This is a genomic window from Variovorax sp. Root318D1 (assembly GCF_001424835.1).
Lineage (GTDB): Bacteria > Pseudomonadota > Gammaproteobacteria > Burkholderiales > Burkholderiaceae_C > Variovorax.
Genome location: NZ_LMCQ01000024.1, coordinates 219505 through 243338, shown reverse-complemented (window position 1 = coordinate 243338; position 23834 = coordinate 219505). Strand labels below are relative to the sequence as shown.

The 23834-nt window shown below is 65.5% G+C and carries 21 protein-coding genes; 10 read left to right on the top strand and 11 right to left on the bottom strand.

Going from position 1 to position 23834, the window contains the following annotated elements; genetic code table 11:
• From ASC78_RS23985 to ASC78_RS23970, 4 genes are read right to left on the bottom strand one after another with little or no spacing between them, the layout of a single operon-like run.
• Entirely contained in the window at positions 1-1542 is a 1542-nt protein-coding gene (locus ASC78_RS23985; protein ID WP_055807884.1) for a polyamine aminopropyltransferase, read from the bottom strand.
• Between the two features lie 14 nt (positions 1543-1556).
• A complete protein-coding gene (locus ASC78_RS23980) occupies positions 1557-1775 on the bottom strand; it encodes a DUF350 domain-containing protein (RefSeq protein ID WP_055807882.1) in 219 nt (72 codons plus the stop codon).
• Positions 1776-1834: 59 nt separating this feature from the next.
• Positions 1835-3313 carry a DUF4178 domain-containing protein gene (locus ASC78_RS23975; RefSeq protein WP_055807378.1) on the bottom strand — a complete coding sequence of 493 codons (1479 nt, stop codon included), beginning with the start codon at positions 3311-3313 and terminating at the stop codon, positions 1835-1837.
• Between the two features lie 9 nt (positions 3314-3322).
• Positions 3323-4372 carry an SPFH domain-containing protein gene (locus ASC78_RS23970; protein WP_055807375.1) on the bottom strand — a complete coding sequence of 350 codons (1050 nt, stop codon included), beginning with the start codon at positions 4370-4372 and terminating at the stop codon, positions 3323-3325.
• A 166-nt stretch (positions 4373-4538) separates the two neighbouring features.
• On the opposite strand from ASC78_RS23970, the gene ASC78_RS23965 reads away from it, so the two are divergent.
• The 3 genes from ASC78_RS23965 to ASC78_RS23955 all read left to right on the top strand — a co-directional run bounded on the left by ASC78_RS23965 (position 4539) and on the right by ASC78_RS23955 (position 7947).
• Positions 4539-6881, top strand: a complete 2343-nt coding sequence (locus ASC78_RS23965) for an NADP-dependent malic enzyme (protein WP_055807880.1) — start codon at positions 4539-4541, stop codon at positions 6879-6881.
• Between the two features lie 179 nt (positions 6882-7060).
• On the top strand, positions 7061-7471 hold the full coding sequence (locus tag ASC78_RS23960; RefSeq protein WP_055807372.1) for a ribonuclease domain-containing protein: 411 nt from the start codon (positions 7061-7063) through the stop codon (positions 7469-7471).
• Positions 7472-7521: 50 nt separating this feature from the next.
• Positions 7522-7947 carry a barstar family protein gene (locus ASC78_RS23955; protein WP_086012221.1) on the top strand — a complete coding sequence of 142 codons (426 nt, stop codon included), beginning with the start codon at positions 7522-7524 and terminating at the stop codon, positions 7945-7947.
• Positions 7948-8214: 267 nt separating this feature from the next.
• Here ASC78_RS23955 and rsmA read toward each other — a convergent pair whose 3' ends face one another.
• Genes rsmA through ASC78_RS23940 form a run of 3 tightly spaced genes read right to left on the bottom strand, consistent with a single transcriptional unit; the run spans position 8215 to position 12991 of the window.
• Positions 8215-8985, bottom strand: a complete 771-nt coding sequence (gene rsmA, locus ASC78_RS23950) for a 16S rRNA (adenine(1518)-N(6)/adenine(1519)-N(6))-dimethyltransferase RsmA (RefSeq protein WP_055807369.1) — start codon at positions 8983-8985, stop codon at positions 8215-8217.
• The gene (locus ASC78_RS23945) at positions 8985-10394 is read right to left on the bottom strand and encodes a peptidylprolyl isomerase (protein WP_055807365.1); all 1410 of its coding nucleotides are present in this window, start codon (positions 10392-10394) and stop codon (positions 8985-8987) included. The genes rsmA and ASC78_RS23945 overlap by 1 nt, the downstream gene beginning before the upstream one ends.
• 17 nt (positions 10395-10411) lie before the next feature.
• Positions 10412-12991: an LPS-assembly protein LptD gene (locus tag ASC78_RS23940; RefSeq protein ID WP_055807362.1), complete on the bottom strand. Its 2580-nt coding sequence runs from the start codon at positions 12989-12991 to the stop codon at positions 10412-10414.
• 234 nt (positions 12992-13225) lie between these two features.
• On the opposite strand from ASC78_RS23940, the gene ASC78_RS23935 reads away from it, so the two are divergent.
• The 5 genes from ASC78_RS23935 (at position 13226) to ASC78_RS23915 (ending at position 18432) form a co-directional block, all read left to right on the top strand.
• Positions 13226-14401, top strand: a complete 1176-nt coding sequence (locus ASC78_RS23935) for an aminoglycoside phosphotransferase family protein (RefSeq protein WP_055807360.1) — start codon at positions 13226-13228, stop codon at positions 14399-14401.
• Positions 14402-15136, top strand: coding sequence for a 16S rRNA (uracil(1498)-N(3))-methyltransferase (locus ASC78_RS23930; RefSeq protein ID WP_055807357.1), 735 nt, complete (start codon positions 14402-14404; stop codon positions 15134-15136).
• 69 nt (positions 15137-15205) lie between these two features.
• Complete coding sequence (locus ASC78_RS23925; RefSeq protein ID WP_055807354.1) at positions 15206-16570, top strand: M20/M25/M40 family metallo-hydrolase; 1365 nt, start codon at positions 15206-15208, stop codon at positions 16568-16570.
• 98 nt (positions 16571-16668) lie between these two features.
• Positions 16669-17124 carry a YidB family protein gene (locus ASC78_RS23920; protein ID WP_055807878.1) on the top strand — a complete coding sequence of 152 codons (456 nt, stop codon included), beginning with the start codon at positions 16669-16671 and terminating at the stop codon, positions 17122-17124.
• Positions 17125-17256: 132 nt separating this feature from the next.
• Complete coding sequence (locus ASC78_RS23915) at positions 17257-18432, top strand: MFS transporter (protein ID WP_055807351.1); 1176 nt, start codon at positions 17257-17259, stop codon at positions 18430-18432.
• A gap of 9 nt (positions 18433-18441) precedes the next feature.
• Here ASC78_RS23915 and ASC78_RS23910 read toward each other — a convergent pair whose 3' ends face one another.
• Both ASC78_RS23910 and ASC78_RS23905 read right to left on the bottom strand, forming a co-directional pair.
• On the bottom strand, positions 18442-19308 hold the full coding sequence (locus ASC78_RS23910; RefSeq protein WP_235505197.1) for an alpha/beta hydrolase: 867 nt from the start codon (positions 19306-19308) through the stop codon (positions 18442-18444).
• Positions 19305-20816 (bottom strand): M20 family metallopeptidase, encoded by a 1512-nt coding sequence (locus ASC78_RS23905; protein ID WP_055807349.1) that lies wholly within the window; start codon positions 20814-20816, stop codon positions 19305-19307. Before ASC78_RS23905 ends, ASC78_RS23910 begins: the two co-directional genes overlap by 4 nt.
• Before the next feature lie 91 nt (positions 20817-20907).
• Between ASC78_RS23905 and ASC78_RS23900 the strand changes: the two genes are divergently transcribed.
• The gene (locus ASC78_RS23900) at positions 20908-21705 is read left to right on the top strand and encodes a DUF72 domain-containing protein (RefSeq protein WP_055807346.1); all 798 of its coding nucleotides are present in this window, start codon (positions 20908-20910) and stop codon (positions 21703-21705) included.
• Here the strand turns inward: ASC78_RS23900 and ASC78_RS23895 are convergent, their stop codons facing one another.
• The gene (locus ASC78_RS23895) at positions 21706-22221 is read right to left on the bottom strand and encodes a bactofilin family protein (protein ID WP_055807343.1); all 516 of its coding nucleotides are present in this window, start codon (positions 22219-22221) and stop codon (positions 21706-21708) included.
• 137 nt (positions 22222-22358) lie between these two features.
• Here ASC78_RS23895 and ASC78_RS23890 point away from each other — a divergent pair, with 137 nt between their 5' ends.
• Positions 22359-23288: an ion transporter gene (locus tag ASC78_RS23890; RefSeq protein WP_055807874.1), complete on the top strand. Its 930-nt coding sequence runs from the start codon at positions 22359-22361 to the stop codon at positions 23286-23288.
• On the opposite strand, the gene ASC78_RS23885 is transcribed toward ASC78_RS23890, so the two are convergent.
• Positions 23233-23823 (bottom strand): IMPACT family protein, encoded by a 591-nt coding sequence (locus tag ASC78_RS23885; RefSeq protein ID WP_055807340.1) that lies wholly within the window; start codon positions 23821-23823, stop codon positions 23233-23235. The two genes, ASC78_RS23890 and ASC78_RS23885, sit on opposite strands and share 56 nt — an antisense overlap.
• Positions 23824-23834: the final 11 nt, after the last annotated feature.

Below are 23834 nucleotides of genomic sequence, written 5' to 3'. Positions count from 1 at the left end.
CTAGTGCGTCATGACCTTGCCCCACTCCTGCTCATAGGTGGTGACGAGGGTCTGGTTCGAAAGGCGATTCACTTCCGCGGGCACGCGCGCCATGTCGAGCGGAAAGTCGAACATCAGGGGCAGTGTGGACGGCGCCAGGAAGCGCAGGCCGGAAGGCAGCGCATCGGGCATGCGATAGGGCCTGCGGCTCGCGATGATGTAGCCCCATTCGCCGAAGCTCGGCACGTGCGCGTGGTAGGGCGTGGCCCGCAGGCCGACCGATTCGATGGTGGTTGCCACTGTCCAGAAGCTCTTGCGCGCCACAAGCGGCGAGGTGGTCTGGATCACCGCGTAGCCGCTTGCCGAAAGGCGCTTTTCGAGCAGCGCGTAGAAGCTGCTGGTGTAGAGCTTGCCGATCGCAAAGTTGGTCGGGTCGGGAAAGTCGACCACGATCACGTCAAAAACGTCCCCAGGTTGCTGCAGCCATTGGAACGCGTCGGTATTGACGATCTTCACTTTCGGCGACGAGAGCGAGTGCCCGTTCAGCGCCGCCAGCGTTTCGTGCTCGGTGAAGAGCTTCGTCATGTGGGGGTCGAGCTCTACCAGCGTGATCGATTCGACCGACGGGTACTTGAGGATCTCGCGCACCGCCATGCCGTCGCCGCCGCCGAGCACGGCCACTTTCTTTGGCGCGCCCTGCGCGGCCATGGCGGGGTGAACCAGCGCCTCGTGGTAGCGGTATTCGTCCCGCTCGGCGAACTGCAGGTTGCCATTGAGAAAGAGGCGATGGCCGAGCTCGCCGCGCGTGACCACGATGCGCTGATAGGGCGAGCTGGCGCTGAAGACGATGCGGTCCTGATAGAACTTGTCTTCGGCCAGCGTGGTGATGCGATCGGCCCAGGCGAAGGCTCCGATGAGCGCCGCAAGCGCAAGAAAGCACGCGAGCGCATGGGCGCCGATGCGCCGCAGTTCATGGCGAAACAGCCACAGCGCCCACACGGCCACGGCCGCGTTCATGATGCCGAACAACAGGCCGGTGCGGATCATGCCGAGCTGCGGCACCAGGATGAGCGGAAACGCAACCGACACCGCGAGCGCACCGAGGTAGTCGAAGGTGAGTACCTGCGACACCAGGTTTTTGAGCACGATGTTGCGCCTGAGAATGCGCATCACCAGCGGAATCTCGAGCCCCACCAGCGTGCCGACCACCAGCACGAGCCCGTAGAGCAGCAGCCGGAACGCGCCGGGCACGTACGCATTCGCCAGGAAAAGAATGGCAGGCAGCGCACCGCCGATGAGCGCCACGAGCAGCTCGATGCGCAAGAAGTGCGCCGGCAGCTGGCGCTCGAAATACCGCGAGAGCCACGAGCCCACGCCCATGGCGAACAGGTAGGTGCCGATGATGGTGCTGAACTGCAGCACCGAGTCGCCGAGCAGGTAGGAGCTCAGCGCGGCCGCGGTCAGTTCGTAGACCAGGCCGCAGGCGGCCACCACGAATACGCTGGCGAGCAGCGCGATCTCGACGGGCTGCGGCCCGTGCGCATCGGCGGAACTCGCGGACACGGCCGCCTCCCCGCTCAATGGATCGCGGCTGCGACGATGACGCAGATGCCAAGGCTCATGGCGGCCACGACCACGCCGAGCGCGACGTTCTGCTTCTCGACGATTTCGCCCCACAGGTCATAGGGCGTGAGCTTGTCGATGATGAGAAAGCACAGCCAGAAGATCAGCACGCCAAGCAGCGCATACACGAGCGATCCGAGGACGACGCCCGGTTTCAGCCATTCAAATCCCATGGGGACCTCCATTCGTAGTAGCAGTAATAGATGACATCAGCGCAAACCCGCCCTGTTCTTCATTTGTGGCCGCCGCCGCTCGAGTAGCCGCCATACGATCCGCCCGAACTGCGCGATCCGCTGGACGAACCGCTGCAGGTGCTCAGGATCACCAGCAGCACGATGACGGCGATCACGATGAAGATGATGGTGCCGCAGCCCAGGCCCGAGGCGGCGCTGACTGGCAGCGCGTCGCCGCGCACGAACATGTCCTTCTTGTCGTCGAGCTTGAACGCGGCGGAGACCACGCCGCTGTCGAGCTTGCTACCCGAAGACCAGGTCAGCTCGTTGGTCGAGCGCTCCATCGAAAGCAGCGCATTGCCATTGGCGAAGTCGCGGTTGAAGGTTTTCTGCCCGCGCTCCACCTGCCAGTAGAACTCGCCCGCCACGTAGGTGGTCTCGGCGTTGTAGGCGTACTGCTGGACGTAGCGCTTGCTCAGGTAGGTGGCGCTGCTGCCGCTCTCAGCCATCACCGGCGCGCCGGTGGTCGGCTTTACCATGCTCCAGCCGTCTTCGGCATCGACCAGAAAGCTGAAGCCGCGCTTCTTGTTGTACAGCAGGTACTCGTTCCAGCCGAAATGCTCGTCGTCGCCGGGCTCCACGCCCATGCGATGCTGAAAGCCTACCACCTGCCATTGCGCGCCCTGCAGCTGGCCAATGCTGCCGATGGCGATGAGCGGACGAACGGGTTCGTTCTGCTCCGCGTGCTTCAGCTCGCCGCCAATGCCTTGCGACAGGTCGATGATGCTGTCGCACGAGCCGCAGGTGATGCTCTTGCTGTCGGCCAGGTTGACCGTGACGGGCGCACCGCAGTTGGGGCAATTGAAGGCGCGGCCCTTTTCGTCCTTGGCGGATTCGTCTCGCAGCCCCGTGAGCTGCAGGTCCTCCAGCTGCACCGAGCGGCCCAGGTAGGCGGTGGGCGGCTCCGTGCCGTAGTCGATGCTGAGCACCAGGCCCTTGTCGTTGCGCAGCTCGACCATGGGGAACGCGCGGCCCAGCTCGGGCAGATACGGCAGTTCGCCTTGGGCAGAAAGCAACGCCACCTGTTCGTTCGACGAAACGGTGTAGCTCTGGCCGTTGAATGCGGTGGTAGCGCCGACGCGCAGCTCGGTGGGCGGAGGCGCCGCGCGTTGCAGCTCGAAGGGCAGCGCGAAGACATAGGCTCCGTTGTCCTCGCTGAGGATGCCGGTGCGATCGCCGTCGAGTGCGGCGATCCATTCGGTCCAGCGCCCGCCGGGGTTGCTGTATTGCAGCCGGCCGACGATGGTGAACGGCTGGTTCTGGATCCGGCCGGCGGCAAACAGCTGCAGCGGGCTGAAGTCGTCGAACAGCTCCGCCATCTTGCCGATGCGCGCGAGCGTCTCGCCCTGGCGGACGACGGTGCTCTGGCAATACGGACAAACCGCGAAGGTCGACTGCGCGGACCTGAATTCGACCGGTGCGCCGCAGCCGGGGCAAGGCGCACGGTAGGCGCGCTCGGCGCCTGGTTGCTCAGCCATTGCCGGTACTTAGACCAGCTTCTTGAGCAGTTCCGCCTTCTTGGCGTCGAATTCTTCCTGCGTGAGGATGCCCTTGGTCTTGAGCTCGCCGAGCTTCTCGAGCGTGGTCATCACGTCGGCCGGGCTCACCACGGCCACGGCCGGCTGCTGCTGGGTTGCCGCGGCCTGCGCGGCTGCGTTCGGGCTCAGGCCCTGCGCGAGGTTCTGCGCCAGCACCTGGCCCAGCGCCACGCCGGCGCCCAGGCCCATGGCATCGCCCGCGATGCCGCTGCCGCCACCCGCACCTTCGGCAAACTTGGGGATGGCCTGCGCCGTCTGGTACTGCATGAACTTGCCCATGTCGTTGCCGACCATGCCCATGCCGATCTTTTGGTCGAGGATCTTCTGCAGCTCTTCGGGCAGTGAGACGTTCTGGACCGTGATGTTCTCGAGCTTGATGCCGATCTTCTCGAACTCTGGCACCAGCTGCGCCGCAAGCGCCTGCGCAAACTGGATCTGGTTGGCCGCGAGGTCGAGAAAGGGCACGCCGCTGGAGGCGATGGCGTTGCTGATGTTCTGCAGCACCAGGCCGCGCAGCTGGCCGTCGAGGTCGGCCACGCTGTAGATGTCGCGCGTGCCGGAAATTTCGGTGTGGAAGCGCTTGGCATCGCCGATGCGGAAGCTGTAGTTGCCGAAGGCGCGCAGGCGCACGGCACCGAAGTCCTTGTCGCGGATGGTGATGGGCTGCGGCGTGCCCCACTTCTGGTCGACCTGCTGGCGGGTGCTGAAGAAGTAGACGTCGCTCTTGAACGGGGACTCGAACAGCTTGTCCCAGTTCTTCAGGTACGTGAGCACGGGCAGCGTCTGCGTCGTGAGCTTGTACATGCCGGGGCCGAACACGTCGGCCACCTGGCCTTCGTTGACAAATACCGCGACCTGCGACTCGCGCACGGTGAGCGAGGCGCCGTTCTGGATTTCCATCTCGGCCATCGGGAAGCGCCAGGCCAGCGTACCGTCGCCAGTTTCGGTCCACTGGATGATGTCGATGAACTGTTTCTTGATGAAATCCATCAGGGCCATGGCCGCTCCTCGTATATTTTTTTCCGGAAGAGTACATATTGCCACATCGTCTTGACGGGCCTTCGTGCTTTTGGCAAGGCGCATCTCCGCCATGTGGCCTATGACGCCCTTGGCCGAGGTCTACAATCGGCGCCCCCAGAAGAAGCGCCACCAGGAGCAACGGCCCATGTCCGATTTGACGACCTCATCGACCCCTACGCCCGAAGACAAGCGCGCCGAACTGCGTCGCGCCGCCCTCGAGTACCACGAGCTTCCGGTGCCGGGCAAGATTGCCATCGCCGCGACCAAGCAGATGGTCAACCAGCGCGACCTGTCGCTAGCCTATTCGCCCGGCGTGGCCGCGCCCTGTGAAGAAATCGTCAAGGACCCGGCCAACGCCTTCAAGTACACGGCGCGCGGCAACCTGGTGGCGGTGATCACCAACGGCACCGCGGTGCTCGGCCTGGGCGACATCGGCGCGCTGGCGTCCAAGCCGGTGATGGAAGGCAAGGGCGTTCTCTTCAAGAAGTTTGCCGGTGTCGATGTGTTCGACATCGAGATCGACGAAAAAGACCCAGCCAAGCTGGTCGAGATCATCGCCGCGCTGGAGCCAACCTTCGGCGCCATCAACCTCGAGGACATCAAGGCCCCCGACTGCTTCTACGTCGAGCGCGAGCTGCGCAAGCGCATGAAGATCCCGGTGTTCCACGATGACCAGCACGGAACGGCCATCACCGTGGCGGCGGCCATGCTCAATGGCCTCAAGGTCGCGGGCAAGGACATCGGCGAGGTCAAGCTGGTCACCTCGGGCGCGGGCGCCGCGGCGCTGGCCTGCCTGAACCTGCTGCTCAAGGTGGGCCTGAAACGCGAAAACGTGTTCGTGACCGACCTAGCCGGTGTGGTCTACGAAGGCCGCGAAGAGCTCATGGACGACGACAAGCGCCAGTACATGCAGAAAACCACGGCCCGCACGCTGGCCGAGGTGATCGAGGGCGCCGACGTGTTCCTGGGCCTTTCGGCTGGCGGCGTGCTCAAGCCCGCCATGGTGGCCAAGATGGCGCCGCGCCCGGTGATCTTCGCACTGGCCAATCCGAACCCGGAAATTGCGCCTGAAGACGCGCACGCCGTGCGCCCCGACGTGATCATGGCCACGGGCCGGACCGACTACCCGAACCAGGTCAACAACGTCCTGTGCTTCCCCTACATCTTCCGCGGTGCGCTCGATTCGGGCGCCACCACGATCACCGACGAGATGGAAATTGCCGCGGTTCGCGCCATTGCCGACCTCGCCCAGGCTGAGCAGAGCGAGCGCGTTGCTGCCGCCTACGTCGGCGAAAAGCTGTCTTTCGGGCCGGAATACCTGATTCCGAAGCCCTTCGATCCGCGTTTGATGATGAAGATCGCACCCGCGGTGGCCAAGGCCGCCGAGGAAAGCGGCGTGGCGTCGCGCCCCATCAAGGACATGGACGCCTACCGCGACCGCCTGCAGAGCTTCGTCTACGCCTCGGGCACCACGATGAAGCCGATCTTCGACGCCGCCAAGCGCGCGCAGAAGAAGCGCGTGGCATATTGCGAGGGCGAGGAAGAACGCGTCCTGCGCGCGGCCCAGATCGTGGTGGACGAAGGCATTGCCCGCCCCACGCTGATCGGCCGCCCGGCCATCATTGCTCAGCGCATCGAGAAGTTCGGCCTGCGGCTGAAGGAAGAGCTCGACTACGACATCGTCAACGTCGAGCAAGACCACCGCTATCGCGACTTCTGGCAGACCTACCACCGCATGACCGAGCGCAAGGGCCAGACGGTGCAAACCGCCAAGATCGAGATGCGCCGCCGCCTGACGCTGATCGGCGCCATGCTGCTGCACAAGGACGAGGTCGACGGCATGATCTGCGGCACCTGGGGCACCACGCTGATCCACCTGCACTACATCGATCAGGTGATCGGCAAGCGCCCGGGCGGCTGCGAGAGCACTCCGCAGGACGTGCCGGTGTACGCCTGCATGAACGGACTTTTGCTGCCCGATCGCCAGGTGTTCCTGGTCGACACGCACGTCAACTACGACCCGTCGCCCGAGGAACTGGCCGAGATCACGACCATGGCGGCCGAGGAAATGATGCGCTTCGGCCTCAAGCCCAAGGCCGCGCTGCTGTCGCACTCCAACTTCGGCACCAGCAACGAACCCAGCGCCATCAAGATGCGCAAGACGCTGGACCTGCTGCGTGTGCAGGCGCCCTGGCTCGAGGTGGACGGCGAAATGCACGGCGACGTGGCGCTCGACAGCAAGCAGCGCGCGATCGTCATGCCGCACAGCGCGCTGGCGGGCAACGCCAATCTGCTGGTTTTCCCGAACATCGACGCAGCCAATATTTCTTACAACCTGCTCAAAACTGCGGCAGGCGGAAATATTGCGATCGGCCCGGTGCTGCTCGGCGCGGCCAAACCTGTGCATATTCTCACGGCCAGCGCAACTGTTCGGCGCATCGTGAACATGACGGCCTTGACAGTCGCTGACGCAAACGCTGAGCGATAAGCCTTTTTTCGAGAGTGGTCGCCCACTTTGGGCGCCACTCTCCGTCCCATGCACTGCTCAATCTTTGGGCAGTCGCTTGCTATTTTCGTCAGCGTGGTGCACACTCGCGGGCTTGAATTTGCGGGTTAACCCCAGGGTTGATCGCCAATTCGGAACCCGCTCTTTTCTTGTGGTGCCCCATGGCGGCTTACGCCTCGATCACGTCCTCAGTCACTAAGTTTGCGCTCACCGGCTTTTTGCTGGCGGCGTTGGCGACGGGGGCCGAAGCCCGCGATTGGTTTGGCACCGGAAAGCCCGCCCAGGATTCGATTGCACTGGCCGAACTACCGGCTCAGGGCCAGCGAACCTACAAAGCCATTCTGAGTGGCGGCCCCTTCCAATATGAAAAGGACGGCACGGTATTTGGCAATCGCGAGCGTCTCTTGCCGCAAGCGCGGCGCGGTCATTACCGCGAGTACACGGTGGCAACGCCCGGCTCGCGGGACCGAGGGGCGCGTCGCATTGTCTGCGGCGGTGAACAGCGCACAACACCCGAGGCCTGCTGGTACACGGCAGACCACTACGCGAGTTTCAGACGGATTGCACCATGAGCGATGACAACGACTTGAGCGGCGCCCCGAAGCGGCCCGAAGAAATGATGATGACTATGGAAAGACCAGCGGAGATGACACTATCCCTTCGTGCCGTACGCCCGAACATCGTGCAGTCGATTCGTGCGTTCCGCGTGAACGACCTGCAGGAAGCCGCGAACGCCGCGGGCCAGCATTTCCTGTACGCCAATCTGGGCAACGCCCAGACCAAGCAGGACGTTCTCGACCTGATTGCCCAGCAGTTCACCTTTCCGGCGCACTTCGGCAAGAATTTTGACGCGCTGTACGACTGCATGACCGACCCATTGCATAAATCGGGCCCGCAGCCCGGCTTTGTGATCGTGCTCGAGCAGATCCCGGCCAACGCCAAGTTCGACAAGGAAGCGCGCGAGCAACTGCTCGACATCTTCCGCGACGCCTCCGACTACTGGGGGGACCGAAAAGTCCCGTTCCGGTGCTTCTATTCTTTTCTGTAGCCCGTTCTGCACACACCAGCCAAGCAGAACGGGCGAACGAGGCTCAGCCGAACGGCGCAGCACTCGATGGCATCGAAATCAACGGCGGCACAGCTGCCGCGGCAACCGGCACTGAGCCGGAAGGCGAAAAAATGCCGACCGATAAACTGGTCGACGTCTCGCCGCTCGCATTGCGCATGAGCAGCCCCTTCAACGCGGGCTACTGGCTAGCCGCAGCTTAAGGCTCGCCCAAGCGCCAACAAAAAAGCCCGTTTCGACGGGCTTTTTCTATTTGGGCTCGGGGGGAACGGCCTGGGCCAAGGCGACGTACTCGGCCACCGGCACTTCCTCGGCCCTGCGCTGGGCATCGAACTGGCCGGCGAAGCCGTGCTCGTCCAGCCACTTGCCCAAGGTGTGCCGCATGATCTTGCGGCGCTGGCTGAAGGCGACCTGCACGATCTCGCCGAGGCGGGCGGCATCGACGGCCGGCGGTTGGGCCAGCGGCACCATCCGCACCACGGCGCTGTCGACGCGCGGCGGGGGGTCGAAGCTCTCGGGCGGCACGAACAGCACGTTTTCCATTTCGTAGCGCCACTGCAGCATCACGCTCAGGCGGCTGTAGTCGGAAGTCGCGGGCCTGGCGACCATGCGGTCGATCACTTCCTTCTGCAACATGAAATGCTGGTCGGCAATCAGGTGCGCAAAGCCCAGCAGATGGAACAGGATGGGTGTGGAGATGTTGTAGGGCAGGTTGCCCACCACCCGCAGCGGGGCCGAAAACCTGGCGGCGAGCTCGGCGAAATCGACCTTGAGCACGTCCGACTCGATGACGTCGAGCTGCGGATGGTCGCGCAGCCGCTTGGCCAGGTCGCGGTCAAGCTCGATGACGGTCAGGCGCCCGAGCCGCTCGACCAGCGGCTGCGTGAGCGCCGCCAGCCCCGGACCGATCTCGACCATGGCGTTGCCAGGCTGCGGGGCGATCTCGTCCACGATCGCATCGATGATGCCCCCGTCGGACAGGAAGTGCTGCCCGAAGCGTTTCCTGGCGATATGGGCCATCAGGACTGGGGTGGCTCGCGGTATTCGACGTAGGCGCGCGCGCGCACTTCCTGCACCCAGGTGGTGAAGGCCTCTTCAACCCGCTGATCGCGCAGTACCGCGCGCGCAGCTTCGCGCTGCTCGGCCTGGGTGAGCTTGGACTCGCGCCGGCCGACCACCTGGATCAGGTGGACGCCGAAGCGCGACACGACGGGGTCGCTGATCTGGCCCGGCGCGAGCCGGTCCATGGCTTCCTCGAACTCGGGGACGAACTGCCCCGGACGCGACCAGCCCAGGTCGCCGCCTTCCTTGGCGCTCGCGTCCTGCGAGTTGTCGCGCGCAAGGCCGGCGAAATCGGCCGTACCGGCTTGCACGCGTCGCTTGAATTCGGCGAGCTGCGCCACGGCCTGGGCAGTGGGGCGCTTGGGATCGTTGAGCAGCAGGATGTGGCGGACCTGCGTCTGGGTGACGGTGGCATCGGTGGCGCCGAGCTGCGACTTGGCCAGCACCTTCAGCACGTGGAAGCCGGCGCCCGAGCGAATCGGCCCTGCAATGCCGTTGACTGCTGTCGACTGCGTGGCTTCGACGAACAGCGAGGGATAGCGGTCCGCGGTGCGCATGCCGACTGCGCCGCCGTTGGCGCGGTCGGGCGAATCGGAGTTTTCCTGCACCAGCTTGGCAAAGTCTTCGCCCGAACGGGCGCGCTGCGCCAGGCTTTGAGCCCGCTGCTGCAAGGTGGCGACCTGCGCCGGAGTCGCGTTCTCGGGCACGGCGACCAGCAGGTGCGCGAGGTTGATGTTTTGCAGCGACGCGGCCTTGGTGGGGGAGTTTCGCTGGTCGCGCAGGTATTCGTCGGCTTCGGAGTCGCTGATCTTGACCTTCGATTCGACCTCGCGGTCGCGCAGGCGCGTGAGCAGCAGCTGGTCGCGCAGGTCGTTGCGGAATTCGCGCGGCGAGATGCCCTCGGCCACCACACGGCGGCGCAGTTCTTCAACCGTGACCTGGTTCTGCCGCGCCACGGTCTGCTCGGCCTGGTCGATGGCAACGTCGTCCACCTTGATGCCGTTTTCCTTGGCCAGCTGGAGCTGGGCACGCTCGGAGATCAGGCGCTCGAGCACCATGCGGGTGAGCTCGGCGCGGGGAACGCGCTCGGCCTCGTCGTTTTCTCGGATCAGCCGCGTCACGCGCGACTGCACCTCGGTGTTGGTGATGGGTTCGGAGTTGACCAGGGCGACGATGTATTCGGCCGAGCGCTGCACCGGCGCGGCGGTAGAAGGTGCGGGTCGTGCAACGGGGGGAGCAAGGCGCGGTCCGGCGCGCATGATGTCCGTGATGCCGCTGCCGCCACCGGGACGCAGGCCCTGCGCGCCCGACGATGCGGCCAGCGCCGCGAGGCAGCTCAAGGTAAGGATGGAACGGATGTGTTTCATGGCGTTGCTCAATCGTCTCAGTCGTAATTGGTGAAGCGGCTCGGCCCTTCGGTGGGCTGGCGAAGAGGCTGGTAGCGCTGGATGTTTTGCCTAAGGGCCTGCATAGGACTCGATCCGATGCTGGAAAATCCGACGAATTCGAGCTGGAACATGATGCGGGTGTTTGCGGTCACTTGGCCGGTGGTGACGCGCTGGAGCACCACGCGTCCGATCCAGCAGCAGCCGTCGTATTCGAAGCCGAGCACGCCGTCCGTGAGTTTCTTGTCCTGCAGGCTGTAGTTGAGACGGCCGACGGCGTACCACCGTCCGCCACCCTGGCCCTTGCCGGGGCCGAGGTCCTTGCCCTTGTCGCCCCACAGGTCGTTGAGCGGCCATTGCCAGCCCACGTCGAACGATTTGTTGCCGTCGGTGGCGGTCGGGGTGCTGGGCGCCTGGTAGCGGAAGGCGGCGCTCAGGTTGTGATACGGCTCGGGGTTGTAGCGCGCGCTGATGGCCGAGCGCTCCGACTTGCGCGTGTCGGGGTTGTACTGGACCACGGTGTCCAGGCTCCACTTGGGCGTCCAGTTGATCTGCGCGCCCACCAACAGGTCGCTCGCCCGGTCGGTCACCGGCGTGCCGCCCGGCAGGGTGACCTTCTGGTCGCTGAAGCGCAGCCGCTGCGCAATGCCGAAGCGCGCCGCCTCGACGCCGGTTTCGGGGTCGATCAGGCGGGAGGTCACGCCGAGCGTGAGCGTGTTGGTGTCAGAGATGCGGTCGTTGCCCGAGAACGCGTTCTCGGTGTAGATGGTCGCAAAGCTGAAGTCGTTGGCCGCCGAATCGTAGTTCGGCAGCATGCTCTGGTTGCGGTACGGCGTGTAGACGTAGTACGCGCGCGGCTCCAGCGTCTGGCGGAAGGCGCGGCCGAAGTAGCTTGCGTCGCGCTCGAAGATCAGGCCGCTGTCCAGGCTGAAGGTCGGTACCGTCCTGTTGCTCGAGGTCGGAAAGAAGTACAGCGAATTCGGGTTGTAGGGCACGCCGTTGACGTACTGGATCCCGTTTACCGTGAGCCTGGGAACGTCCGACTGCGGCAGATAGTAGTTGTACGAAGCCGTGTTCAGCTGCAGCTTGGGAATGACGAAGGAACTCGGCGTGATGAACGGCCGGCTGATCGAGCCAATGGCCAGCGCGCGATCGCCGTCGGGCTGCGACTGCTGGTTGATGTCGAAACCAGGCTGGCCCGAAAGGATGCTGTTGACGCGGAAGCGCGTGTAGTCGAGGTTCAGCGAAACGTCAAAGCCGTGCCAGTCGTACTTGTTGTAGTTGGCCGTGATCTGCGGCATCCGGTCATAGGACGGGACGATCGGCGACAAGCTGTATTGCAGCGTCTGGTAGCGCAGCGCACGAATCCCGCCGCTCCAGTCGCCCTTGCTCCAGTTGAGCGCCGCTTCGTTCGACAGCTGGCGCTGCGCCAAGGTGGGCGTGCGCGTGAAGTCGCGCCAATAGTCGTCGTCGCTGACGCGGTTGATGTTGATGTTGGCCGACAGCGAATCCAGGCCCAGCGCCTTGGCGTTGAACTCCTGGTGGTGATTGGCCCAGATGCCCCAGCGCTTGCTGCTGCCGGGCGCAGCGGTCAGGTCCTTGGCCTGGATTTCGCCGTTGGCCAGCTGCTGGAGCTGGGTGGCGCGCAGCTCGTTGTAGCGCTGCCCCACCAGGCGATCGCTGCCCATCAGGTCCATGCGGATGCTGCCGCTGTAGTCCTTCTCGAGGTAGCGGAATTCCGAGCCCAGGTTGAGTCCGCGCTTGCTCATCAGCGTGGGCGTGAACGTGGCGTCGCGGTTGGGTGCGATGTTCCAGTAGTACGGCTGCGCGATCTCGACGCCGTTTGTGTTGTCGACGCCGATCGTCGGCGGCAGCAGGCCGCTCTTGCGCTCGTTCGACAGCGGAAAGCTCACGCTGGGAAGCGGCGGCGTGCTGATGCCCATGAAACTCAACCGCGCATCGGTGGCCACGCCGACGTTTTCCTCGGTGTCCGTGGTCATCGTGGCCGCGGTCAGCAGCCAGGCAGGCATCCAGCCCGGAAAGTCTTCGCGGCGGCAGGTTGTGTAGGTGGCGTTGCGGGCCACCGAGACGTTGCTGTCGACAAAATCGATGCGCTGCGCCTCGCCGTGCCCGCCGTTGGCGAGGAAGGAATAGCGCACGTTATTGAAAAAGCCCTCGAAGGTCTCGAGCTTGAGCTCGAGCTCGGGGCCTTCGTACACGTTGCCGGCCTGGTTGACCCGCACGTTGCCGCGCGCCTTGGCGCGGTCGTCGGGCTGGTAGTACTCGAGCCGGTCGGCCGTGATGGCGACTTCGCCGCGCCGCAGCGTGGCGCGGCCTTCGACCACGGTTTCGAGGTCTTGCCGGCCCGACAGCTTGTCGCCGGTGATGAGGCTCGGCAGCTGGCTGCGTTCATTGGCCGGAAGCGTTTCGGTGAGTTGCGGCGTGCGCTTGAGTATGAGCGGACCATCGAGGCCGCCCGCCTGCTGCGCGAATGCGCCGTGCGCATGCAGCAGCGCCAGCGACAACACGGCCAAAGGCAGGGGCGGGCCGGAACGCCGCAAGGCAGCGCGTCGGCTCATCAAGCCACCCGCCCAGTCGTTCCGGAGAAGTCACGCAGTCTCCCCCGGGAGGGCTGCGAGTGCACAAGGTGCCAAGCGTGAGGGCTTTGGATCGTAGGCATCGGTCAGGAACGAAGGATCGTCGGGAGGACGGCGCGGCAGGCCGGCAGGTTGCAGGAGCCGGCGGCAGCCCTGTTCGACCGTGGAGGATCGCAGGAGTTGCCGCGCCAGGCGGATTTGTAGAATCGATTATCCATGACAGCACCCTCGCTCCCGGCTTCCGAGCCTACCCCCTCCGCCGAGGCCATTCTCTGGGCCGATCCGCAGCGTGCCGCAACCTTCCAGCAATGGCTGGCCGGCATCTCCGCCACGCACCGCTTGTTGCCCGATACCGTGCGCCTTGCGTCCGCCGACGCGAGCTTTCGGCGCTACTTCCGGATCGACGCCGCGGATGATGGCGGGACCTGCATCGTGATGGACGCGCCGCCGGACAAGGAAAACAGCGAACCTTTCGTGCAGGTTGCCCGCTTGATGGCCGAGGCCGGTGTGATCGCGCCCACGGTGTTCGAATGGGACCGGGTCAATGGCTTCCTGCTGCTGGACGACCTGGGCCGCCAGACCATGCTCGACGTGATCGATCCGGCCCAGCCTGACGCGAGCCGTCCGCTCTACGACCAGGCCATTGATGCGCTGATCCGCTGGCAGCTGGCGTCCAAGCCGGGCGTGCTGCCGCCCTACGACCGCGCGCTGCTCGAGCGCGAACTGGCGCTCTTTCCCGAGTGGTACATCGGGCGTCACCGCGGCATTGCCGTCGAGGGCAAGCTCAAGGAACGGCTGGAGCGCAGCTTCAGGCTCATCGTCGAGAGCAATCTGGCTTCGCCGAGCGTCTACGTGCACCGCGACTTCATGCCGCGCAATCTCATGGTCAATATGGCCCCCACGCTCGGCACTGGCGTGTCCTCGCTGCCCCCCGAGGGGGCGCTCGCCGCCTTGGGGCGGCCCGGCGGCGGCTCGGCAGCTGACCTGGGCGTGCTCGACTTCCAGGATGCGGTCTACGGCCCGATCACCTACGACATCGCAAGCCTGATGCGCGATGCCTTCCTGAGCTGGGACGAGGAGTTCGTGCTCGACGTGACGATCCGCTACTGGGAGGCCGCTCGCAAAGCCAAGCTGCCGGTCGACTCCGATTTCGGTGCTTTCTACCGCTCGGTCGAATGGATGGGGCTGCAGCGCCACCTCAAGGTCGCCGGCATCTTCGCCCGCCTGACGCTGCGTGACGGCAAGCCCCGCTACCTGGCCGACACGCCCCGATTCATCGCTTACATCCGATCGACGGCCAGCCGCTACATGGAATTGACGCCGTTGCTGCGCGTGATCGACGAAATCGAAGGCAGCTCGGCGCTCACCGGCTTCGTCTACGGTCGGCCCTAGATGCCCCGTTTCTATTGCCCGGTGCCGCTGATTGCGGGTGCCACGTTCGAACTGCCCCCCGGCGCGGCGCGCCACGTGCAGGTGCTGCGGATGCAGCCCGGCGACGCGCTCACGCTGTTCGACGGCGCGGGCGGCGAATACGCAGCCACGGTCGAGCGCATGGGACGCAGCGACGTTTCGGTGACGCTCGGCGCGCATGCGCCCCTGGAGCGCGAAGCCGCTCGCGCGGTACATCTGGCGGTCGGCATGCCCGCCAACGAGCGCATGGACTGGCTGGTCGAGAAAGCCACCGAACTGGGCGTCGCAAGCATCCAGCCGCTGGCAACGGCCCACGGCGTTCTGCGCCTCTCGGGTGAGCGCGCCGAAAAGAAGAGGGCGCATTGGGAGGCGATTGCCATCGCGGCCTGCGAGCAATGTGGCCGCAACCGCGTGCCGGTGATCCATCCGGTGCGGCCGTTTTCGAGCCCCTCGGGCTGGATCGAGGCGAACACCGTTGGCAGTGCGCTGCGCCTTGTCCTGAGCCTCGCCGACGGCACACGGCGCCTGGCCGATGCCGCGGCATCGGGTTTGGCGGATCGCAGCGTACTGGTGCTGAGCGGCCCCGAAGGCGGCTTGAGCGGCGCCGAGGAGCAGGAGGCCCTGGCGTGCGGCTTTGCGCCGGTCACTCTCGGACCGCGCGTGCTGCGCGCCGAGACGGCCGCGCTTGCGGCACTGGTATCGCTCGCCGGCCCCTGACTGTGTTCCCGTGAGGCGAGCGTGCCTCACCCATTCGTCATGACAGACAGAGAGAAGGATCTTCACGCCATGCTTCGTTCGCCACGCGCCCACCGGCTCGCCCCCCTTGCGCCCCTGGTTCTGGCCATGCTTTGCGCCGCGCAAGGCGCGCAGGCCCAGAACACGGCCGTTGCGCCCACGCCGGCGCAGGTTGCTCCCGAGGTGGATAAAGCCTTTACCCAGCTGATGGCGGCGCCCGCAATCCAGAAGCTGCTCGACGCAGTCAAGGCCGACCACGACCGCGCGATCGAAGACCTGAAGATGCTGACGGAAATCGAGGCACCGCCTTTCAAGGAACAGAAGCGCGCCGAAGCCTTCCTTGCGCGCATGAAGGCGCTGGGCCTCGCGGACGCGAAGATCGATTCCGAAGGCAACGTGGTCGGCCTGCGCAAGGGCACCGGCAACGGACCCAAGCTGCTGATCTCGGCGCATCTGGACACCGTGTTTCCCGCTGGCACCGACGTGAAGGTGAAGGAGCGGGACGGCAGGCTTCATGCCCCCGGCATCGCCGACGACACGCGCGGCCTCTCGGTGCTGCTCTCGTGGCTCAAGGTGCTCAACGACAACAAGGTGCAGACCGTGGGCGACCTGCTGTTCGTTGCCAATGTCGGCGAGGAAGAGCTGGGCAACCTGCGCGGCATGAAGGCCATCTTCCGCGACCACCTGGACATCGACGGCATGGTGGGGCTGGAGCCTTCGCCCGACGGCAACGTGCTGATCCTGGGCACCGCGAGCCACCGCTACGAGGTCACATTCAAGGGGCCTGGCGGCCACAGCTTTGCGGCTTTCGGCCAAGTGCCCAGCGCGATCCATGGCATGGGCCGCGCCATTGCCAAGATCGCGGAGGTGCGCACGCCCAGCTTCCCGAAGACCACGTACACCGTCGGCACCGTGGGCGGTGGGACCTCGGTCAACACCATCGCACCCGATGCGCGCATGGCCGTCGACATCCGCTCGGACGACATGGCCTCGCTGCTGGAGACGGAGAAAAAAATCCTCTCGGCCATCGACGAGGCCGTGGTCGAAGAAAACAAGCGCTGGAATGTCGGCACGCTCAGCGCAAGCAACAAGCTGATCGGCGACCGGCCCGGCGGGCGGACACCTTCCGATTCAGCGATGGTGGAAGCGGCCATCCGCTCGAACACCGCCTTTGGCCACAAGACGATGCTGCGCGGCGGCAGCACCGATGCCAACGTACCGATGTCGTACGGCATCCCGGCCATCATCATCGGTAGCGGCGGCAAGTCGACGGGTTTTCATGCGCTCTCCGAGTCGATCGACGTGACAGATGCATGGAAGGGCGCGCAGAATTCGCTCGTCACGGTGCTGGGCCTGGTGGGCGTGCAAGGGGTGAGTCCCGCACTGCTGCCCAAACGCCCGGCACGTACGCGGTAATTTGTCACACAGCAGAGTTTTGGCAGCGCCCACTATCGGCTCGCCGTCCGTTTGCATTGGAAAATGCGAGCGGTTCTGTCACACACCAAGGAATGTCCATGGGTTTGCTTGATTCGGTACTCGGCCAGGTGCTCGGAGGCGCGGCCCAACAGCAGCAGCAACCGCAAGGCGGCGGGATGGGAGATCTCGGCGGACTGGCCGGCGCGCTGGGCGGGCTGCTCGCCAACAACGGCGGCGCAGGAGGCCTGGGAGGGCTGGTGTCGAAATTCGAACAGGCCGGCATGGGCGACGTGATCGGCTCCTGGATCGGCAAGGGAGAAAACCAGCCGGTCTCAGGCGGGCAACTGCAAGACGCGCTGGGCAGCGACACCATTGCCAGCATCGCTTCCAAGCTGGGCATCAACGCGCAAACGCTGCTGCCGATGCTGGCCACCCTGCTGCCCGTTCTCATCGATCAGCTCACGCCGCAGGGCAAGGTGCCGGAGCAGGGCCTCGGCGAACAGAACGATCTCCTCAGTTCGCTCGGCGGCCTGCTGCAGAACAGGCAGCCGTAGGCAAGTTCGCTCACAAGAATTCCAGCGCCCGCAAGGGCGCTTTTTTTCGCCTGCGCATTTCGGCTGGCGCAGCAAGGGCGAATCGCGTAGAACCTCAGGCTCCATGCCGCTGCGCGCCACTGCCATTTTTTCATGAACCGCAACCTTTGGCTCCTCGCCATCTGCCAGGGCCTGTTCCTGACCAACAACGTCACGTTCATCGCCATCAACGGGCTGGTGGGCCTCAGCATCGCGCCACAAAACTGGATGGCCACCCTGCCGGTCATGGGGTACGTGGTGGGTGGCGCACTCACCACCGGGCTGGTGGCGCGCACACAGCAACGCTTCGGCCGACGCGGGTCGTTCCAGATCGGCCTGGCCATCGGCTTCGGCTCGGCCTTGCTGTGCGCGTTCGCGGCGGTCTCCAAGAACTTCTGGCTGCTTTGCTTCGCCACTGTGGTGGCGGGCTACTACAACGCCAACGCGGGCCTCTACCGCTTTGCAGCCGCCGAACTCGCGGCGCCGGCCTGGCGGGAGAAGGCGGTGTCGCTGGTGATGGCCGGCGGTTTGATCGGCGCGGTGGCCGGCCCCAACCTGGCGGCCGCAACGCGCGAAGTGTTCGCCGTGCAGTTCGCAGGCGCGTACATCGCACTGGCGGCGGTGGCGCTGCTGTCGATGGGGGTCATGCGCTTCATCGAATTTCCCGCCACGCTGACCCGGCATCAGGCACTGGGTGGGCGGCCGCTGTCCGAAATCGTGCGGCAGCCGGTCTTCATCGTGGCGGCCGCGGCGGGGGCACTGGGGTTCGGCGTGATGAACCTGCTGATGGCCGCCACGCCCATCGCCATGCAGATCTGCAGCCTGCCGTTTTCCGATGCCGCACTGGTGCTCGAATGGCATGTGATCGGCATGTTCGCGCCGGGCTTCTTCACCGGACACCTCATTCGCAGGTTTGGCGCGCTGCCGGTGATGGGGGTGGGGCTCGCGCTCAACTTCTGCTGCATAGCCGTTGCGTTGTCGGGGGTGGAACTGCGGCACTTTCTGGTGGCGCTGTGCCTGCTAGGCGTGGGCTGGAACTTCCTGTTCACCGGCAGCACGACGCTTTCGCTCACGGCCTACACGGCGGAAGAGCGCGATCGGGCGCAGGGCGCGCTCAATTTCTGCGTGTTCGCGACGGTGGCGCTGACCTCGTTCGCCTCGGGCGTGCTGGTGACAACGCAGGGCTGGCAACTGTTGAACTACGGCTCGCTGGTGCCGGTGGTGCTCACGGGCGCGGCGCTGCTGTGGCTTGCGCAGACGCGCCGCCGCGAGGCTGCCGCGAACGCCTGAAGGGAGGCTTCAGCCCGGCGGAAAGCGCTTGTCGAGCCAGCGTTGCAGCGCGGCGAACACCGGCCCGGCATCCACCTCGTTGAATATCTCGTGATACAGGGATTCGAAGCACCGCGCTTCGACCATCCCGCCGGAGGCGGCCGCCTCGGCGAAGGCACGGCTGGCGGCCGGCACTACCAGACGATCGTCGCCCGCGTAAATCAACAAGGTAGGAACCGGCCAATGCGCCGCTACCTGCTGCACCAAAGCCCCTTCGTGCGCGAGAAAGCGCGCGAGCCGGCCTCCGATGCGGTCGTGCGTGAGCGGGTCGTCTCGGTAGGCTTGCACCACGGCGCGGTCGTGCGAAAGAAAATTGTCGTCCAGCCCATTGCCGACGCGAAGCCCGGGCGCAATGCGCGGCAGCACGGCGAGCAGCGCCTTCTGGAACTTATTCAGGCCGGGATCGAGCCCCGGAGAAGACAGCACCAGCCCGTCGACGCTCCGCACGCCGCGCGCCACGAGGCTGGCCGCGACCAGCCCGCCGAGGCTGTGGCCCAGCAGCACCAGCGGCAGGCCAGGGTTCTCGCGCCGCGCATCGTCGATGACCCGTGCAAGGTCGTCGACCAGCCGCAACTCGCTCGGCAGGCCGCCGCGCGCACCGGAGGACTCGCCGTGCCCGTGATGGTCATGCGCCCACACGGCGAAGCCCCACCCACGCAGGCGCTCGGCCAGCGCCTTGTAGCGGCCAGCATACTCGCCAAGCCCATGGACCAGCACCACCACGCCGCGCGATCGCCCAGCCGCCGGAAGGCGGCGCAGCGACAGCGTCTCGCCGTCCGGCGTGGACAGCGAAACGCGCTGCAGCCAAGTTGGCGTCAGCGGCGCAGGTCCGGTCAAGCGGCTACGGGCTCCGCGGTCGCGGCGCGATGCGCAGCCGGCAAGGCCGCAATCACCTCGGCCACGGCGGCGGTGAGCTTCTTGGCGTAGGGCACATGCAGGAATTCGTTGGGTCCGTGCGCGTTGCTCTTCGGGCCGAGCACGCCACAGACCATCATCTGGGCCTTCGGGAAGCCGGCGCTCAGCATGTTCATCAGCGGAATGGTGCCGCCCTGGCCGATGTAGCCACAGGAGGCGCCGAAGTGCGCCCGCGACGCCTTGTTGAGCGCGTCTTCGAACCAGGGCGTGATCGTCGGCGCATTCCAACCCGTAGCCCCGCCGCCACTTTCGAAGGTCACGCGTGCCTGGTAGGGCGCGTTGTCCTCGAGCAGCTTTTTCAGGTTCTGCACTGCCTCGGCCGCATCGACGAGCGGAGGCAGGCGCAGCGAGAGCTTGAACGCGGTGTACGGGCGCAGTACGTTGCCCGCGTCCTTCAGCGCCGGAAAGCCCTCCGCACCCGTGACCGACAGCGTCGGCTTCCAGGTGCGGTTGAGCAGCGCCTCCACCGGATCGGTGGTGGTCGGGAGGGCAAACATGGTCGAGCCGCCGCAGTCGTAATGCGCCCACGGAAAGCGCTTGTAGACCTCGTCGCCGAGGATGGCGGCGGTGGCCCTGGCTTGCGCCAGCCGGTCGGACGGCACTTCGCAATGGAAGCTCGCGGGCAGCAGGCGGCCGGTGGCGCTGTCTTCGAGGCGGTCGAGCACCTGCCGCATGATGCGAAAGCTCGACGGCACCAGGCCCGACGCGTCGCCGGAGTGGATGCCTTCGGTCAGCACTTCGACCTTGAGCGTGCCGCTGGCCATGCCGCGCAGCGACGTGGTGAGCCACAGCTGGTCGTAGTTGCCGGCGCCGGAGTCCAGGCAGATCACCAGTTCGACATTGCCCAGCCGCGGGCGCAGCGCGTCCACATAGGGCAGCAGGTCGTAGGAGCCGCTTTCCTCGCAGGTTTCGATGAGACCCACGATGCGCGGATGCGCTGCGCCCTGGCTCTTGAGCGCCTGCAGCGCGGCGACGCTGGCGTAGACCGCATAGCCGTCGTCAGCGCCGCCGCGGCCGTAGAGCAGGCCGTTCTCGTACTTGGGCGTCCAGGGGCCGAGGTCGTTGCGCCAGCCAGTGAATTCGGGTTGCTTGTCGAGGTGGCCGTACATCAGCACGGTCTCGCCCATGTCGGTGCCGGTGGCCGGCACTTCGAAGAACAGCACCGGCGTGCGGCCTTCCAGGCGCACGATCTCCAGCTTCAGGCCCTCGACCTTCTGCGCCTCGACCCACGCGGCCGCGTTGCGCAGTACCGTTTCAAGGTAGCCGTGCGCGGCCCAGTCGGCGTCGAAGCCGGGCGACTTGGCGGGAATGGCGATGTAGTCGGTCAGCTGTTTGACGATGTCGCCGTCCCAGCGGGCGCTGACATCGGACAGGGCGCGCTCGGCATCGAGCGTTGCGGCGGGCATTTCGCGGTGCAGGGGGGCGTTCATCGGGGGATTCTCCGCGGGTGACGAAAAAACGCATTTTGCGCCCGTGCGCGACCCCGCGTAGAGTGCGGGCGATCTCAACCCGGAGCGCAATGTGAGCAAGGCAACATCGACTTCGAACCAGATGGATATCAGGGTGGGCATCGGCGGCTGGACCTACGAGCCCTGGCGCGACAACTTCTATCCCAAGGGGCTCGCGCAAGCCAAGGAACTGCGCTATGCGAGCCGCCATGTGAGCGCCATCGAGATCAACGGCACCTACTACAGCACCTTCAAGCCCGAGACCTTCCGCAAGTGGCACGACGAGGTGCCCGAGGACTTCATGTTCTCGATGAAGGCGTCGCGCTTCACCACCAATCGCAAGGTGCTTGCGACCGCGGGAGACTCGATCAAGCGCTTCATCGAAAGCGGCGTGGTCGAGCTCGGCGACAAGCTCGGACCGATCGTCTGGCAGTTCATGCCGACCAAGCAGTTCGATGCGGAGGACTTCGAGGCTTTTCTGCAGCTGCTGCCCAAGAAAGAGGGCAGCCGCGCGCTGCGCCACGTCATGGACGTGCGGCACGAGAGCTTCGTCACGCCCGCCTACCAGGCGCTCGCGAAAAAATACAAGGTATCGACCGTGTTCACCGACGCGGACAAGTTCCCGTCGTTCGAAGAGCCCGAAGGCGACTTCGCTTATGCACGGCTCATGATGGCCGACGCCAAGCTCAAGACGGGCTATGCGCCGAAAGCGCTCGACAGCTGGGCCGAGCGCGCGCAGCAGTGGGCCGGATCGCCCAAGAAGCGCGAGGTGTTCGTCTACTTCATCAACGGCGCCAAAGAAAAAGCACCGGCCGCGGCCGGTGCCTTGCTGGAGCGCCTGGGCTGGAAGCCGCCCGAAGAAGCGGTCTGATCAGGCCGCGGCTTGCAGCGACGGCTTGGCGCCGAAGCTGATTTCGCCCGACAGCTGGCCGCCTTCTTCGATCACGATCTTGCCGTAGCGGATCTTGCCGGTGACCTTTCCGGTCGAATGGATCACGAGCTTTTCGCGCACCGTGAGGTTGCCGTCGAACACGCCGCGGATTTCTGCGATGTCGATTTCAGCCGAGCCCTTGAACTCGCCCTGTTCGGCGATCTGCATCAGGCGCGAGTCCATCGTGGCCTCGACCAGACCTTCGACCACGAGCGTGTCGCAATCGGTGATCTCGACGCCCTTGAGCTTGATGTTGGGGCCGACGGTGAGCTTGCTGCCGCCTTCCTTGGCGGGTGCGGTCGCTGCGGACAGGCCGCCTTGCTGGGCGGTCAGCGAAGAAGGATTGACGGGCGAACCCGAGAGATTGGTACCCGAACCCACCAGCGGCGCGGGGCGAGAGGTCAACGAGTCGGTGTCACGATCACGCTTGCCGAAAAAGGGGGACTGTGTAGCCAATGGGGAGCTCCTCAACAAAGGGGCTATCGTAAGAACCCCCTCGTGGCCTGCGGCACTTCATTGCGCAAGAAACGTAACTGAATAAATCCATGGCCGCCCGACAATGGCACTCTCCAGTGGCCTCGGCCTTGCAAAAGATGACCCGAACGAACACCGACTCTGCCGCCCGGACCTTCGCGATCTCCTCGACCATCGATGCGCGCTTCGACAAGCCGGCAAGCGGCTGGCGACGCCGGCTGTTCACGGTGATCTTCGAGGCTGACACGCGCGCCGGCCTGCTCTTCGACCTGGCGCTGATTGCCGTCATCGTGACCAGCGTGCTGGTGGTCATTCTGGACAGCGTGCAGTCGATCCGCGACCAGTGGCGGTCGCTGTTCAATGCGTTCGAATGGACGTTCACCATTCTGTTCACGCTCGAATACATTGCGCGGCTCGCCTGCGTGAACAAACCGATGCGCTACGCGCTCAGCTTCTACGGCGTGATCGACCTGCTGGCGCTGCTGCCGACCTACCTGGTGGCGTTCGCACCCGAACTCGCCTATCTCATCGACGTGCGCGTCTTGCGGCTCCTGCGCGTCTTCCGCATCTTCAAGCTGTCGCGCTACTCGGTGGAATACCGGGCGCTGGTCTCGGCCGTGGCCGCGAGCCGCCGGAAGATCACGGTGTTCGTGGGCTTCGTGATGCTCGTGGTGCTGGTGATGGGCACGCTGATGTACGTGGTGGAGGGCCCGGTGCACGGCTTCACCAGCATTCCGATCGCAATCTACTGGGCCATCTCGACCATGGCCACGGTGGGCTTCGGCGACCTCGTGCCCAAGACGGATCTCGGCCGTGCCATTACCTCGGTGATGATGCTGCTGGGCTGGGGCGTGCTGGCCGTGCCGACGGGCATCGTCACCGCCGAGATGGCGCGGCGCGGTCCCAATGAGGATGCCGAGCCCCTGCCGATAGCGGGGCGTGGCGTGCTGGCGATGACGGCGCCTTCGGCACCGGCGGTGCCCACGCGGCGGCTTACGCCTGCTGCCAGACGGCGCGCCCTTGCGCAGCATCGTCGAGGCGGGCGATGAAGGCGTTCGCGTCCGGCTCGGGCAGCGTGAACGTGAAGTCCACCGCATCGCCGTGGCGCACGTCGACAAGCGAGGCGCCTGCAACGGCCGCAATTTCGCGCCGCACCAGCCCCTCGAGCGCATAGGGCACGGCGCATTGCAGCAGCCGCTGGCGCACCAGCGCGATCAGCGTTGCCCCGAGGCAGGCCTGTGCCACGGCATCGGTGTAGGCCCGCACGAGCCCTCCCGCGCCCAGCTTGATGCCGCCGAAGTACCGCACCACCGTGGCAAGCACGCCTTCGAGTTGCTGGTGCCGCAGCACCTCGAGCATCGGCCTGCCGGCGGTGCCGCCCGGCTCACCGTCGTCGTTGGCCGCCGATTGGCCGCCTGCCATCAATGCCCAGCAGACATGCGCGGCGGCGGGGTGTTCGTTGCGAAGCGACGCGACGATGGCCAGTGCCGCGGCGCGGTCGGACACGGGCTGCACGCAACCAATGAAGCGGCTCTTTTTGATCAGCAACTCGCTGTGCGCCGGTTGCGAGAGCGTGAAGCTCATGAGTCCGCCGT